The following is a 15,695-nucleotide window of genomic DNA, read 5'->3' as shown; positions in this document are numbered from 1 at the left end:
CAACAGGATTTCTGCAATAAATACAATACCGTACCTTCATTATGGAGATGTTTACAAACTATATCACAGGTTGGTCAGTCTCGATTCAGAGTTCGATCATATAGCTAAAGTTTCGGCAAATGAACGTTTTCGAAACGATCAATTACTTGATACGGGCGACATCGTTTACAATCTGACTTCGGAAACGAAGGACGACATCGGAAAGTCCGTGTTGATCGAGAATACTACCTGCCAAAAGTTCCTTGCCGGGACTGAAACTACTGTACTGAAAATCATCAGGAAAGACCTGATAGCGCCGGGTTTTCTCAATTACATTCTGATGTCCAACTCATACTTGAGCGAGTTTAGGAGATTTGCTACTGGCACGAAAGTCTACCGGGTTCACCCTCGCGCGATTAAAAAAATCAAAATCCCCGTCCCGCCCCTTACTGAACAGAAGCGGATCGTCTCGATCCTGGATCGTTTCGATACGCTCGTGAACGGTATTACGATCGGGCTGCCTGCCGAACTGGCCGCGCGTCGGAATCAATACGAGTATTACCGGGACAAGCTGCTGACATTCAAACCTAGGCCGGAATCGGGAGAACCGTCGGTTAACCCGGCCTGATTCTATACCTGTGTTCCGGTCTGAAGGGTCTGGGTTTTACTACTGGCTTCGCTAGGTCTGATGGGTGGCGTAAGGGCTGATTTCGGACACCCGGTCTTTGCTAGGCCGTCAGGACTCACCGCAGGATTCCGCATCCGTTGTCGCGATGGCGTCTAGGACGCGTCTGATCCCAGGGTCAATCTCCTGATCGGGAACAAAGTCCACCAGCATGTGGTAACTACTCTTGTTCATCAGATTGGGGAGTTGCAGCCGTTTGAAATAGTCGGCGAAGAGTGGGGCAAGGAATTCATCGCTCACCTTGGCGTCTGCGTCCCAGGGAGATCCCCGCCCCAGGGTGATCATTGCCGCGGATACCTCCCGTATGGCGGCCTGCATTGCATCCAGTCGTTTTTTGACCTCGGCGTATTCGAAGAGAGGTCCGACTGCTGACGTCCTATCGCTTGAAGCGGCGAAGGCTTCAAGCGTCGCTTGCGTGCAGAGGTAATTTTCGATTTCCCGACGCTCCCACGCCATGCACGCCAGCCCGTCGGCGGGTTGGTCCCGTGTGATCTCGTCCAGGATGGCTATGCCTCGCAGCGTGGGCAGCGCTTCCCTGAGTCCGTGAAAATTGCTTTCCGCCTTCGCTAATTGGTTTCCGATATAGTGTACGAAGGGACGCTCAAGCGCGCGCATCGCTTCACGATGATTCAGCCGTTTCGCAAAGGCCTGCAGGATCGCGAGGTCCGTCGACCCTTCCAGATACAACACCCAGCCGGTTTGACCAGCCTGGGTGTACTGCTCAAAACCGATTTCGCGCAGCGCCTTCAACGTCTGGCTGCCTCGGTCGTCGATCCGGTGTGGATTCCCGATGAAGGCAACAACCGTATCCCTGCCCGCCGCTTCATTCAGCAAGACCTCGGAATGGCTGGCCGCGATGATCTGACAACCATTTCCCTCCGCCTCTTCGGAGATCATTCGGTAGATCTGGCGTTGCCGGAGGATTTCGAGATGGGCGTCGGGCTCGTCTAGCAGGACTACCGCACCGGGATTAGCGTGCATGTACGCGAGGAGAAGCAGCGTCTGCTGCATGCCCCGACCGCTGGAGGATAGGTCGAGCTGTACCCCTTCCTCCCGGTAGGTCATGGTGACCTCGCCCCGTTCGACGACGTATTTCGGAGGATCGATTTCGGCGCCGAACAACTGTGCTATACGCGATACGATGGCCTCCCAACGTCGGGGATCCTCTTCGGAGACTTGAAAGCAAAGATTACGCAATACCTCCGCGGTTCGGCCCTCCCCGACGCGCACATCGACCGCGCCTGGATCCAGCCGCGTTTCGGTGGCTGAAAGCCCAGACATGGGAGGAAGGAAGGCGACCTCCACGGCGCCCGCCTCGGGGGGAACCGCCATACGGGAGTCGGCGTCGCCATCGTTTCGTAGGGGTCGGCAGTAGATCGACTCCTCGTTGGCATAATCGAACTCAAGTCCACACTTCCATTCACCCTGTTTCCCGACACCGACGACCATTACATCGATGCGGATATTGGATGTCCTCGGCCCGCCGGTTGTTTGCCGGACGTTCCGCGTACGAAGCGCCCTCCATAACAGATTGGCTGAAGGAACGGGCATGGCGATCAGGTCACGGCGGTTGACCGTTACCCCGGGTCGGCGCTCAGGCGCGGGCGAACCGGAACGTCGCTCGTTCCATCGCTTCAGGCCGGTGTTCCAAAGCGCTAGCGCTTGCATGGCCGACGTCTTCCCAGAGTTGTTCGGGCCAATGAACACGACGGGGTTGGCGAGTTCTATACGGACGTCATCAAAAGGCTTGAAATTCCGTATGGTTAATTCGGTCAACAAGATCCATGTTCCTTATGCGTTCGAAATTGCTTCGCCGACCAGCACCGGACGATGTACGGCATTCTAAAGCCTGAAATAGCAATAGTCAAAGCGTAAAACCGGTTCTCGGAGACCGCTGGTCCGGAACCCCATCCCTTGGGCTGGCCTCAATACCGGGCAGGAAGGTATTCCGCCTTGGTGCCTTGACACGGAGCCGGGCCAAAGGTATTTTGTACGCCTACTGAAACTCCGTTTTTTCCCCTGTCACCGACGTAAACTATGTCATCGCATCCGGTTCGGGCGGTAGGCGGCCCGGGTGAGAGCCGGTCGCGCGGGGTAGCACAGGATTCGGTGTCGCGGAAGCTTGCGGAAACTTTATAATGAGTGAAACCTCTGTCTATAAGGTCGTCGCCGAGCAGGCGCAAAGCACCGTGGTGGCGGAATACGCACCCGTGGAGTACCACGCCGACAGCTACCAGAGCGAGGCGGAACTCGAGTGCGCCTTCATCGACCAGCTCAGGTTACAGGCGTACGAGTATGTCCAGATTACGCAAGAAGACAGCCTGGTTGCAAATCTCCGAAGCCAACTGGAGGAACTCAATGACTACAGTTTCAGCGACAGCGAATGGAAGCAGTTCTTCGACGGCGAATTGGCAAACCGGAACGACGGTATCGAAGAAAAAACCGCTACGATTCAGGAAGATTATGTAAAGATCCTTAACCGCGACGACGGATCGAAGAAAAACATCTATCTACTAAGCAAGAACAACATCCACGACAACAAACTGCAGGTCATCAGGCAGTACTCAACCGACAGCGGGCTGCATGCTAACCGATACGACGTTACTGTGCTGGTCAACGGGCTGCCGCTGGTCCACGTCGAACTCAAGCGCCGCGGCGTACCGATACGTGAGGCATTCAATCAGATCAATCGCTATCAGCGCGAGAGTTTCTGGGCGGAGGCGGGGCTTTACGAATACATCCAGCTTTTTGTAATTTCGAATGGCACGAACACGAAGTACTACAGCAACACAACCCGCATGCAGCACGTTAAGGAAACCCGACAGGGCTCGGCGAAGTACGTCAAGCGATCGAGCAACAGCTTCGAATTCACAAGTTGGTGGGCCGATGCGGCCAATCAGCCTATCAGGGACCTGGTAAATTTCTCTCGGACCTTCTTCTCAAAGCACACACTGCTTAATGTCCTGACCCGGTACTGCGTATTCACCACCGACCGGCTGTTGCTAGTCATGAGACCTTACCAGATCGTCGCGACGGAACGCATACTGAATCGAATCGTCATCAGCGCCAACCACCGGAAACTGGGCACGGTCGAGGCTGGGGGGTATATATGGCACACCACTGGATCGGGCAAGACCCTGACGAGTTTCAAGACGGCGCAGCTGGCAAGCAGGCTGGAACATGTCGACAAGGTCCTGTTCGTAGTGGACCGGAAGGATCTGGACTACCAGACCATGAAGGAGTACGACAAGTTCGAGAAGGGCGCCGCAAACAGCAACACCAGCACGGCGATCCTGCAAAGGCAGCTTGAAGACCCGAACGCCCGTATCATCATCACGACGATTCAGAAACTGGACCGGTTTGTAAGGCGGAACCGTGAACACGAGGTTTTTAAAAGACATGTGGTCCTCATATTCGACGAGTGCCATCGCTCGCAGTTCGGCGAAATGCACGCCGCGATAACAAAGTCATTCTCGAAGTATCATCTTTTCGGATTCACCGGCACGCCGATCTTTGCGGCCAACGCCGCTTCCGGGGGACGGCCCGACCTGAAGACCACCGAACAGGCATTCGGCGAGAAGGCGCACACCTACACGATCGCGGACGCCATCGCGGACAAGAACGTATTGCCGTTTAAGGTAGACTATGTCTCGACAATCAAAGAGGCGGAGGATATCGAGGACGAGCAGGTGGCCGATATAGATCGCAAGGCGGCGCTGGCCTCTCCGGAACGGGTCGCGAATATCGTGCGCTACATCTGCAAGCACTTCGACCGGAAGACCAAGCGAAACAGTTTCTACAAGCTGAAGGATCGGCGTCTCGCCGGATTCAATTCGATATTCGCCGTAGCCTCTATTGAAATGGCCAGACAGTATTACTCGGAATTCAAGCGGCAACTATCTGATGCGCCAAGTGACAGAAAACTGAAGGTGGCGTTGATCTACAGCTTCGGCGTGAACGATGAAGACCTGGACGGAATGGTGGATGAGAACCCAGACGATACGAGCGGGCTTGACGCGAGTTCACGTCACTTCCTCGACGGCGCGATCGAGGACTACAACATCCTTTTCGCAACATCGTACGATACGTCGTCCGACAAGTTTCAGAATTACTACAAGGACGTGAGCGAACGGGTAAAAAACCGCGAAATCGACGTCCTCCTCGTGGTCAACATGTTCCTGACGGGATTCGACGCAACGACGGTGAATACGCTATGGGTAGATAGGAATCTGCGCCTGCACGGATTGCTCCAGGCGTTTTCGCGCACCAATCGCATTCTCAACAGTGTAAAGACATTCGGCAACATCGTCTGCTTTCGCAACCTGGAGCAGGCCACGAACGAGTCCATCGCGCTCTTCGGCGACCGGGAGGCAGGCGGTCTGGTGCTGCTGAAGACCTACCGCGACTACTACTGCGGCTATCAGGACGGAGACCGGCAGGTGCGCGGGTACGCCGACCTGGTAAATGAGTTACTAGAAAAGTATCCTGTCGGAGCTAACATCGTTGGCGAGCAGTCCCAGCGGGATTTCATCAAGCTTTACGGGGCCATTCTACGTATCCGTAATATCCTGACGGCCTTCGATGAGTTCAAGGGCAATGAGATACTCTCAGCGCGCGATCAACAGGACTACCACAGTATGTATATCGACCTGTACGATGACTTTCGATCGGGCGGGGACGAAGAAAGCGCGAACGTCAACGACGATCTGGTCTTCGAGATGGAGCTGATTAAGCAGATCGAGATCAATATCGATTACATTCTGGCACTCGTGAAAAAGTTCCACGACGGCCATCGCAGAGACAAAGAGATTTTGGTCGATATAGAAAAAGCCGTGCATTCAAGCGTTGAGCTGCGGAACAAGAAAGACCTTATCCATCAGTTCATTGCTTCGCTTGGTGACCATTCCGAAGTGGATAGGGACTGGAAGCGTTTCGTCGAGGAACGAAAGACCGAGGAACTTGAGCAGATCATATCGAGCGAGCAAGTTGATCGAGACGCGACGATACGTTTTATGCGCAATGCTTTTCGCGACGGGGGCGTGCCAACGACCGGCACAGCCCTTTCCACTGTCCTGCCTCCAGGGGGTCGATTCTCACCTGGCGGTGAACGATCTCAAAACAGAGAGCGCATCCTGGCCAGACTGACGGCCTACTACGACCGTTTTATCGGGATATCCGGCAGAGAGGACGGTACGAAATCGCATGCCGACTCGGTCTGAGGATGGGAATTGACCTCGAACCCGTTTGCGCGCACTTTGGGAGTAAACCTCCCTCACCATGTCCGTTCCTTCAGCAGGTCCTGGATGGCTTCCTTCGGGACCGGCAGTTCGTCCATGTGGCCCTCGAGCCATTCCGAGAAATCCGCTTCCATCCCGTCCGTCCACCGGTCGTCGATCTGGCCGGGCGTGTATTTCCCCTCCCGCAGCCGCTGCTTGCCGAACATATCCCTCAGCTGGACGAGTTCGGAGGTCTTCACCACGGTCTCCGCGAGGTGGGGCGGGATGAAGACGACGCCTTCGCGCTTGCCCAGGACGACGTCGCCGGGCATGACGGTAGCCTGGCCGATGCGCACCGCGGTGTTGACGCCCAGGAGCATGATCGTGGGCGAGGCGTAGGAGGGGTGCCAGCCCCGGACGAAGCAGGCGAAGTCCTCCAGTTCCTCGATGCCTTCCAGGTCCCGCACCGACCCGTCGAAGACCACGCCGTTGCCTGAATTGGCGTAGATGGCCGTGGCCAGGTTGTCGCCGATGATTGGCCCCTCGTCCACCTTGCCGTAGGTGTCCGCCACGTAGATATCGCCGGATACGAGCATGTCGATGGGCCAGGAGATCTGGTCGCCGATGCAGCCGGCGGCGGCGCCTTTCGCTTCCATCAACGTGCGCATGGCCGGCCGCCGGGGCATGTACATGGCCGTAAGGGCCCGGCCCACGAGCGTCTTGCCGGGATGGGTCTGCATCCATCCGCCCTCGTACTGGTGTTCGTAGCCCGCGCCGCGCATCACGCCCCAGGCCTGGGTGATGGACACGTTCCTCATCCGCTCGATGATCCCGTCCGGCACTTTGGGCCGTCCGTCCGGGAAGCGTTCGCCGTCCCAGTCCGGCGTGTACTCGATGAGTTCCTCCGGGGCCAGGTTCAGCGGGCAGAATTTGTCGGACATGGGTGCTCCTCGGGCGTCAGTTTCAGCGGGCGGCTTCGGTCGAACACGAGTGCTCCCCGCGGGCATGTCCCGGTCAGCCCAGCCGGGACGTCGCATCTCCCAGCCGGGCGTCGCAGGTTCGATCGGGACTTCGAAGGTTCCGTAGGGCCTTCGCAGGTTCCGTCAGTTTCCTTCGATCTGGTCGTGGTTCCACTGCCATCGGGTGATCTTCAGGTTCCGGGCCGGCACGGCCAGCGCCCCGATATAGTCTGGTCCGGGGTCGACGGACGCCATGGACCAGCGGTCCGTCTCCAAAGGGTCCCATTGCGTGGCCCGCAATTCGGGCGGATCGTTTGGGTCGACGGAGACGTCGAACTGGTCAAGGGGGCAGGACAGGCCCTGGCCGATGGCCTTGACGAAGGCCTCTTTCCGCGTCCAGCAGGCCAGGAAGGCCTCGTCGCGCCGGTAACGGGGCATGGAGGCCAGTTCGTTGTATTCCCGGTCGGAAAAAACGCGGTGGGCGATCTTCAGCCGGTCCATAGTCGCGCGGCGATGCAGGTACTCCACGTCGATCCCCACCGGCACGCCCGCCGTGACCGCGTATACGGCCAGGCCGTGGGAATGGGACACGTTGAACCGGATAGAAGTCGCCGGGTGGGCGAGTTCCGGCTTGCCGTATTCGGTATAGTGGAAGCGCAGGTCGGCAGGCGCGGCGGATACGTAACGGGAGAGGAGATTTCGAAGGACGGCCCGTGCGACCGTGTACCGATCCCGCGCGCTGCGCACGAGGAACCGCTTCGCCCGTTCGAGTTCGTCGGCCGCCAGGAAACGCTCCAACTCCCCGACCCGGTCCCGCGGCAGATCGAGAGAAGCCCGCCAGACGTGCATCTCGCCTTCCGCGGGCTGCCGCTCCCCGATCGGTTCGGCGGGCGCCGCCTGCCACGTCCTGGTGTACCCGGTGCCGTCACCGTTCATAGACGATTTTTCCGCCTACGACCGTCAGGTCAACTTTCGCGTCCCTGATTTCCTCCGGCGGGATAGCGGTCAGGTCGCGGTCCAGGATCACGAAATCCGCGAGCTTGCCGGGTTCCAGCGATCCCTTGATGTCCTCCTCGTAGGAGGCGTAGGCCGCGTCCAGCGTGTATCCGCGCAGGGCTTCTTCCACGGTGATCTTCTGCTCGGGCACCCATCCATCGGGGTTCAGATCGTCCAGCGTGCGGCGCGTGACCGCGGCGTAGATCCCTTCGATCGGCGTTGCGGGGGCCACGGACCAGTCGCTGCCCAGGGCGAGCCGCGCCCCGGAGTCCAGGAGTGACCGGAAGGCGTAGGTCGTCTTGATCCGCTCCGGACCGATGACCTTTGTTGCCCACCGGCCGTCGTCGATGGCGTGGTAGGGCTGCATGCTGGGGATCACGTCCTGGGCGGCGAACCGCGCGATGTCGCCCGGGTCGATGTGCTGGGCGTGCTCGATCCGGAAGCGGCGGTCCCGGGAACCGTTCTCGGCCACGACGCGCTCGAAGATGTCCAGCTGAACCCTGATGGCCCGGTCGCCGATGGCGTGGACCATCACGTGCAGGCCGGCCCGGTCGGCCCCGGAGGTCCACGCGTACAGGTCTTCTCTGGTGCTGATGAACAGCCCCCGGTCGTCCGGCGCGTCGGTGAATGGATCCATGAAGGCGGCCGTGTGCGATCCCAGGGAACCGTCCACGAAGCCCTTCAGGCCGCCGAGGCGGACCCATTCGTCACCCCGGCCGGCCGAGTCGACCCGTGCTTCGAGCGTCTGCCAGTCCCAAAGCGGTATGGCGGCGTAAATCCGCGTCTTCATCCGGCCCTCGGACCGGGCCCGTTCGAAGACCGCCACGTTGCTCCATGAGCCCATGTCGTGGACCGACGTGACCCCCTGGGCTGCCACGTAGTCCATCGCCGAATCCAGGGCGCGGTCCTTCAAGGCGTCGGGCGCGTCGGGAATGACCCGGTCGACGAGGTACATGGCGTTGTCCTTCAGGATGCCCGCGGGTTCGCCGTCTTCATACCGCTCGATGGTTCCGCCGTCGACCTCCTCCGTATCCTTCGTCACACCGGCGGCGGTCAGCGCGGCCGTGTTCGCCAGGGCCATGTGCCCGTCGAGCCGGTTGACCCAGACCGGGTTGTCCGTCGTCACCGAATCGATCCAGTCCCGCCGGGGAAGCTCTCCGCCCCACTGCTCGTGGTCCCAGTCGCCTCCGAGGATCCAGACGCCCGGCTCCAGGCCCCGGGCGAATTCGGCGATGCGGTCAACGAACACCTGCGGGGTCGGCGCGTCCCGCAACTGGACGGACGAGAGGTTGAACCCGCCCGATATGAAGTGCACGTGGGTGTCGATGAACCCGGGCGTCACTAGCCGTCCGCCGCCCTCGATGACCCGCGTCCCGTCGCGGGTCAGGGCGTCCATCTCATCGTTCGAACCCACCGCCAGGATGCGGTCACCCGATACGGCGAGCGCCTCTGCCCAGGGTTGGTGGGACTGCCCGGACCGCCCGGGCTGGCGGGACTGTTCAGGTTGGCCGGACTGCCCGGACTGCGTGGACTGCGTGGACTGCCCGGACCGCCCGGACTGCCCGGACTGCCCGGTCCAGACGCGGGCGTCCCGGACGACCAGAGAGGCCGGTGCCGGAGATGGCGAGCAGCCGGACAGCAGGGCCAGCACGGGCAGGATGAACGAAGCTGCGATTACGTATCTAAACATGGAATCTCCCCGTCTCTTCGGGTTACCAGTCCGCCACGCTGCCGTCCGTGTCGTAGAAATGCTCGCCGCCCAGTTCCTCCCGGTACGGCGTCCGTTCGCTGATCGCCTGCTCGTCGATCTCGATGCCCAGTCCGGGTTTTTCGGGCAATTCGATATGGCCGTCGACGACCTTCCAGTGCTCCTTCAGGATGTCTCCGCCGAGCGCCCAGTCCACCTGTTCCTGGGCGAGGAAGTTCGGGATCACGGCGTCCACGTGCATGCAGGACGTGAAGGCCACGGGCCCGATGGCGCAGTGGGGCAGCACGTGGATGTAGTAGACCTCGGCCATGTTGGCGATCTTCTTCAGTTCGGTGATGCCGCCGGCGTGGGAACCGTCCGGCTGGATGTAGGCCGCGGCCTGTTTCTCGAAGACCTGGCGGAACTCCCAGCGGCTCAGCAGCCGCTCGCCCGTGGCGATGGGGAAGGTGACGTGGTCCGAGACGAGCTTGAGGGCGTCCACGTTCTCCTGCGGCACCGGCTCCTCCACGAACATGGGCCGCATGTCCTTGATCTCGTGGCAGATCTCGATGGCCAGGGCGGGGGTCATCTTCCCGTGGAAATCGAAGGCGAGTTCCACGTCCGGTCCCACCCATTCCCGCATGAGAAAGGCGCATTCGACGAACTCGTCGATGACGGCCGGCGGCTCATGACCGCGCCACTTGCCGCCGGGGCCGGACTTGAAGGCCGTGTACCCGCTTTCCAGCAACATGTCCAGCCGTTTCCGGGCAGCGGCCTGGGTTTCCTCGGACAGGTTGCCGATGCCCCAGTGGGCGTAGACGCGGATGCGGTCGCGCACGGCGCCGCCGAGCAGCTTGTAGACGGGAACGCCGTAGTGCTTGCCGGCGATGTCCCATAGCGCCTGGTCCAGGGCGGACAGGGCGGTCATGAGGATGGCGCCGCCCCGGAAGAAGGCCGAGCGGTACATGTGCTGCCAGTGATGCTCGATGCGCAGGGGGTCCTTGCCGACGAGATAGACGGCAAGCTCCCGCACCGCGCCTTCCACGCTTTCGGGCTTCCCTTCGAGGGTGGACTCTCCCCAACCGTCAAGGCCCGTGTCCGTGGTGATCCTGACGAGCCGGGTCCGGTGGCGTGGGAAGAACTGTTCGACGGATGCGATTTTCATGACGACTCCCGGCGCCGGGCGGCCCGTTCACGCGTTTACCGTGGAACCAGGCCGGGCGGTCCGCGTCATCTGCTGAAAAGCGGGCGGGGCTGCGTCATCTGCCGAAAAGCTGCCCCGGATTGATGGCCTCGATGGCGTAACCGGCCGGGACGACGAATATGGACGGATCGACGGTGTGGGGTTTCACGTCGGTCGCGGTCAGGGTCATGGACATGGCGGTCCCGGGGAAGGACGTGGTGATCTGCAGCGGGAAGCCGGTCAGGCCTTCGGTCCAGAAGGGCATGCTGTCCTTCAACGCGTTTCCGAGGGAAGCGGCCAGGTCCAGCTTTATCGCGTCGGTGACCCACATGTACTGGGTCATCCCGCCGGAAGGATTAACCCGGGTGATTCTGTACTTCTTGCATTCGTAGCCGGCGATGACGGTCGTTTCGTTCTCGTCGACGATGACCGGCGCGGCCCGTTCTTTCAGGTTCGGGTCCGCGACGATCTCGTAGGCCTTGCTGTTCATGTGGCTGATGACGAATCCGCGGCCCGACGATCCGTCGATGATGACTTCGCCCATCGTCAGGCCGATCATGCCGCCCCGCATGAGGATCTTGGTCTGGCCGCCCTTGATGTAGAGGGTGTAGGACTCGGGCACCAGCATGGTGACCTGGGCCCGTTCCTGCAGGTTGCCTCCGCTGAACGCCACGCTGAAGTCGAGGCTGCCTTCGAAGGCGCCTTCCTGCGGTTGGGCCGATGCCGATGGAAAGGGCGCCAGGACGAGGCCCAGCAGCAATGGGATCGCCGCGTATTTTGTCACGTCTCTATGACCCCGTCTGATTCGAGGTTTGCGAAAAGCGAAGGATGCCTACTCTTCGGAAATGATGGTGAGTTCACCGGCGTGGCAGGTGTAGCAGGTTACCAGTTGCAGGTCTTCCTTTTTCATGACGTTGCTGTTGATGGCCGTCACCTGCTCGTTGACCTGCTCCACGAGCCTGATGAACTCGCGGCCGATGAGCTTCGTTTCCTTTTCGTCGCTGGCGTAGTCTTTCAGATTGTGGCAGTAGTCGCACTTCTCCCCGATGCCGCTGCTGACCGACTTCATGTATTCGCGTATATCCCGGGTGGAGAGATCCGTCAGAACCTGGACGTTCTGGGGGGTGCGCTGGGCGTCCACGGTTGCGTCGACCAGGACCGTCATCACGAAGCAGGCGGCTATCACCGGTATGATCCGTTTCATCGCGACTCCTTTCGTCGTGGGCGTTGCGGACTCTGTTGCGCGTTGCCGGGCCTTCCCCGCGCCACGGGCGGTTCGGGCAAATTAGGTACGCTCTCCTGCGCTGTCAAGGGCTTTAAGGCCGGTCTTCCCGTCCCGCCCGACCGCCTTATTTGTATTGACAGTTCCGCCCGTTTACCTTTTCAATACCGGTGTCTATACGGTGCCGTCGGCGCTCCCTGGCGGCCGGCCCGACCGGACCGTCGCTTCCCGTTCTATGGTAACCCCACCCGGTATATACCGTGATCGATTCGGTCCTATACGCGCTCGGCCTGATCGGTGCGTCCGAGCACCTGTCGTTCAAAACCACGATCCCTTTCTGGGTCATCGTCCTTTTCGCCCTGTCCGTGGCCGGGTTCGTCGTCCTTTTCTACCGCCGCATGCCCGTGGCGACTTCCACGCCGATGAAATCGCTGCTCACCTCGCTGAAGATCCTACCTCTGCTGATGGTCGTGTTCTGTCTCATGGAACCCGTCATCGTGTCGTCCGAGGTCTCGCCCCGCCGGGGTTTCCTCCTGATGCTGTTCGACGATTCCGGGAGCATGGGCATTCAGGACGCAATGCAGGGCCTTTCGCGCGTGGAAGCGGTGAAGCGACGGTTCGGGGATGATGGGCTGCTCGAGGAACTCGCCGCACAGTTCAGGCTGAGGTCCTACCGGTTCGCGGACCGGACCGAACGGGTCCCGGGTACCGGGGAACTGGACGCCTCCGGGACTGCGACGGACATGGCGGGAGCGCTCGCACAGGCCGCCGGCGAGTTCAGGGACCTGCCCGTGGCCGCCGTGGTGCTGGTGACCGACGGCGCGGACAACACGGGCACGGGTACGGACAAGCTGGCCAACGCGGCCGCGTACCTCGTATCGCAGGACACGCCGGTCCATGCCGTGGGCGTCGGCCGGGAACGGATCGACCGGGACGTGGAGATTCTCAAGGTAGCCGCCTCGGACAGGGTCACGGAAGGTACCATAACCGACCTTGTCGTCACCCTTCGCAGTTCGGGGTATTCGGGCCGGTCCGTCGACCTGAACATCAGGGAGGGCGGCCGCGTGGTCGAGTCGGTGCCCGTGCGTCTGGGCGGGGACGGCGATATCCAGCGGGTCCAGGTGTTTCTCTCGCCGGAATCGCCGGGCATTCTCGAATACTCGGCCGAAGTCGCCCCGCAGAACGCGGAGACGATCGCGGAGAACAACGCCCAGGCCTTCCTGCTGGACAACCGGTCGAAAACCGGACGGGTCCTCTACGTGGAGGGCTATCCCCGGAGGGAGTTCAAGTTCATACGAAGAGCCCTGGAGGAAGACCCCAGGATCGATCTGGTCTCGATAGTCCGGATCTCACCGGACGGGAGGATCTACCGCCAGGGCATCCGGGATCCGAAGCAGGAGCTGACGGCGGGGTACCCCCGGAGCCGCGAGGAACTGTTTGCCTATGACGCCGTCGTCTTCGGGGATATCGAGGCGGACTGGTTCACGCCCGAGCAGCTGCGGTTCACCGAGGCCTTCGTGAGTGACCGCGGCGGCGGCTTCCTGATGATGGGCGGACTGAGTGCCTTCCGGGAAGGCGGGTACGCGGGGACGCCGATCGAGGATGTGCTGCCTGTTCGGCTCACCGGCGAAGACTGGGCCATGGGCATCGTCGACCACGCCTTTCTCCTCGAACCGGCCGCGGAAGGGATCGACCATCCGCTGCTCCGTTTCGGGTCTACCCGGGAGGAAAACAATACGATCTGGAGCGAGTTGCCGGAACTGATCGGTTACAACCGGATCGGCGGCGCGAAACCCGGCGCCGCCGTGCTGGCGATCGACCCGAAGGCGGACGCGCTGGAGGGGTCGAACGTGATCCTGGCGGTTCAGCGTTACGGAAGAGGGCGATCCATGGCCTTTACCGGTTTCAGCACGTGGCGCTGGCAGATGCATCTTCCGGCGGAAGACCAGTCGCACGAACGGTTCTGGCGCCAGATGGTCCGCTGGATCTCCCTGTACGCCCCCGGGCGGGTATCGGTCGCGACGGACCGGACGAACTACGGCGGACACGAGCCGGTGGTCATCGAAAGCCGCCTGTTCGACCCGGAATTCGAACCGGTGGACGGCGCCGAAGTGTGGGCCGACGTAACGGGTCCCGCCGGACGTACGGAGGCCGTGCGGCTCGAGCGGGCCCTGGGAAGGAGCGGAATGTACCTGGGCGAGTTCCGGCCCTCACTGGGCGGAATGCACAAGGTGGAGGTGTCGGTCCGGTCCGGGGATGGCGAGTTGCTGCGCGACCAGACCGGGTTTACCGTGGCGCCATCGGCCACCGAATTCACGAACGCGGGGCTTCGCCGGGAAGAACTCGAAAGGCTCGCGGCGTCCACGGGCGGCACGTACCTGCCCCTGTCTGATGCGGGACAGCTCACGAAATTGATCGCGCCCGTCGAGGATACGGAGACTTCGATCCGCGAGAGAGACCTGCGGGACGCCCCCTTCCTGTTCGCGGCCATTCTGCTCTTCCTGAGCGCCGAGTGGTTCCTGAGACGCCAGAAAGGACTGTCGTGATGGGCATGGTCCGGCTGGCTACGGGCACGACCGATTGCCTGCTGTCCGCTTGCCTTTTGTCCGCTTGCCTTTTGTCCGCGGGTCCGTTGCCGGCTTATGCGGCTGAGCCGGCGCGGTATTCGTCCAGTCCAGCGCCAAATGCGGCCGCTCCGCCGCGCCCAGCGGCCGCTCCACAGAAAATGCAGTCCGCGGGACCGTCGTCGGGCGTGCGATACGGATTGGTCATCGCGGGTCTCGGCGGCGAGAAGAAGTACGTGGAACAGCATCTGGCCTGGGCGCGCGGCTTCTACGATGTCTTGAAGGCCGAACATGGTTACCCGGAAGACCGGTTGTTCCTGCTGGTCGAGGACCCGGAAGCCGCGGGCGGACTCCCGGCCGTGAAGTCCACGCTCGAAGAGATCCGGGCCGCCCTGGCCGAGTTGGCGCGCAGGGTGCGTCCCGGCGACGATCTGTTCGTCCTGCTGATCGGCCATGGCAGCGCCACGGGCACGGGCCCCAGGCTGAACATACCCGGCCCCGACCTGACGGCGGACACGCTCCGCGACGCGCTCGGCGAGATCGAGGCCCGGTACACGGTCGTGGTGAACGGTGCGAGTTCCAGCGCCCCTTTCATCGACGCGCTCAGCGGCCCCGGCCGCGTGATCGTAACGGCGACGAAGAGCGGCGCCGAACGGCTGTCGACGGTCTTCCCGGAACACCTGCTCGACGCTTTGAAAGCGCAGGCGGGCGACCTGGACAAGGACGGGCGGGTCTCCGTGCTGGAGTCCTTTGTCTACGCGAGGAACAAGACCGCGGAGTGGTACGAAGGCCAGGGGTTGCTGGCCACAGAGCATGCCCTGCTGGACGACAACGGCGATGGTCGGGGTACCCGGGAACCGGGACCCGGAGGTACGGACGGGATGCTGGCCGGCAGGATATACTTTGGACGCGGCCCAGGCGGACCGGAAGCTACCGCCGGGACCGTTACGCCCGGAGGACAGGCGCTGCAGGCGCGCATGGAGGATCTGCGCTGGAGTATTGACGAGCTCAGGGCCCGGAAGGAACAGGAAGACCCCGGGGAATACGCGGCGCGCATGGAGGAAATGCTCATCGAACTGGCCCGGGTGAGCCGCCAGCTCAGGGAACTTCAGACGCCGAAAGAGCCGTCGCCGTGATGCTTTCCTTCTTGTCCTTGACGCATGTCCCGAAGCCGTTAACATATGGAGCGGTTGAAGCAGTGAAT

General features: G+C 61.5%; 11 protein-coding genes. 4 read left to right on the top strand and 7 right to left on the bottom strand.

Translation table 11 applies throughout. The features are described from left to right. On the top strand, positions 1-607 hold a 607-nt coding region (locus F4Y38_11480), incomplete at its 5' end, for a restriction endonuclease subunit S (GenBank protein MXY49899.1). Positions 608-715: 108 nt separating this feature from the next. Here F4Y38_11480 and F4Y38_11475 read toward each other — a convergent pair. Then, complete coding sequence (locus tag F4Y38_11475) at positions 716-2,443, bottom strand: AAA family ATPase (protein ID MXY49898.1); 1,728 nt, start codon at positions 2,441-2,443, stop codon at positions 716-718. A 359-nt stretch (positions 2,444-2,802) separates the two neighbouring features. Here F4Y38_11475 and F4Y38_11470 point away from each other — a divergent pair, with 359 nt between their 5' ends. Further along, complete coding sequence (locus tag F4Y38_11470; protein MXY49897.1) at positions 2,803-5,883, top strand: type I restriction endonuclease subunit R; 3,081 nt, start codon at positions 2,803-2,805, stop codon at positions 5,881-5,883. A 53-nt stretch (positions 5,884-5,936) separates the two neighbouring features. Here the strand turns inward: F4Y38_11470 and F4Y38_11465 are convergent, their stop codons facing one another. The 6 genes from F4Y38_11465 to F4Y38_11440 form a co-directional block, all read right to left on the bottom strand. Then, positions 5,937-6,794 (bottom strand): RraA family protein, encoded by an 858-nt coding sequence (locus tag F4Y38_11465; protein ID MXY49896.1) that lies wholly within the window; start codon positions 6,792-6,794, stop codon positions 5,937-5,939. A gap of 189 nt (positions 6,795-6,983) precedes the next feature. Continuing rightward, a complete protein-coding gene (locus tag F4Y38_11460) occupies positions 6,984-7,775 on the bottom strand; it encodes a 4'-phosphopantetheinyl transferase superfamily protein (protein MXY49895.1) in 792 nt (263 codons plus the stop codon). Then, on the bottom strand, positions 7,765-9,525 hold the full coding sequence (locus F4Y38_11455; GenBank protein MXY49894.1) for an amidohydrolase: 1,761 nt from the start codon (positions 9,523-9,525) through the stop codon (positions 7,765-7,767). The genes F4Y38_11460 and F4Y38_11455 overlap by 11 nt, the downstream gene beginning before the upstream one ends. 22 nt (positions 9,526-9,547) lie before the next feature. Next, complete coding sequence (gene dgoD / locus F4Y38_11450; protein MXY49893.1) at positions 9,548-10,687, bottom strand: galactonate dehydratase; 1,140 nt, start codon at positions 10,685-10,687, stop codon at positions 9,548-9,550. 94 nt (positions 10,688-10,781) lie between these two features. Continuing rightward, entirely contained in the window at positions 10,782-11,489 is a 708-nt protein-coding gene (locus F4Y38_11445) for a DUF4412 domain-containing protein (GenBank protein ID MXY49892.1), read from the bottom strand. 48 nt (positions 11,490-11,537) lie between these two features. Further along, positions 11,538-11,909 carry a c-type cytochrome gene (locus F4Y38_11440; protein ID MXY49891.1) on the bottom strand — a complete coding sequence of 124 codons (372 nt, stop codon included), beginning with the start codon at positions 11,907-11,909 and terminating at the stop codon, positions 11,538-11,540. Positions 11,910-12,187: 278 nt separating this feature from the next. Here F4Y38_11440 and F4Y38_11435 point away from each other — a divergent pair, with 278 nt between their 5' ends. After that, positions 12,188-14,473 carry a hypothetical protein gene (locus tag F4Y38_11435; GenBank protein ID MXY49890.1) on the top strand — a complete coding sequence of 762 codons (2,286 nt, stop codon included), beginning with the start codon at positions 12,188-12,190 and terminating at the stop codon, positions 14,471-14,473. Next, positions 14,473-15,627, top strand: coding sequence for a hypothetical protein (locus tag F4Y38_11430; GenBank protein ID MXY49889.1), 1,155 nt, complete (start codon positions 14,473-14,475; stop codon positions 15,625-15,627). Before F4Y38_11435 ends, F4Y38_11430 begins: the two co-directional genes overlap by 1 nt. Positions 15,628-15,695 lie beyond the last annotated feature (68 nt).

It is taken from the genome of Gemmatimonadota bacterium (genome assembly GCA_009838645.1).
In the GTDB taxonomy this organism is placed as follows: domain Bacteria; phylum JAAXHH01; class JAAXHH01; order JAAXHH01; family JAAXHH01; genus JAAXHH01.
This window is presented reverse-complemented; position numbering and strand designations above follow the sequence as displayed.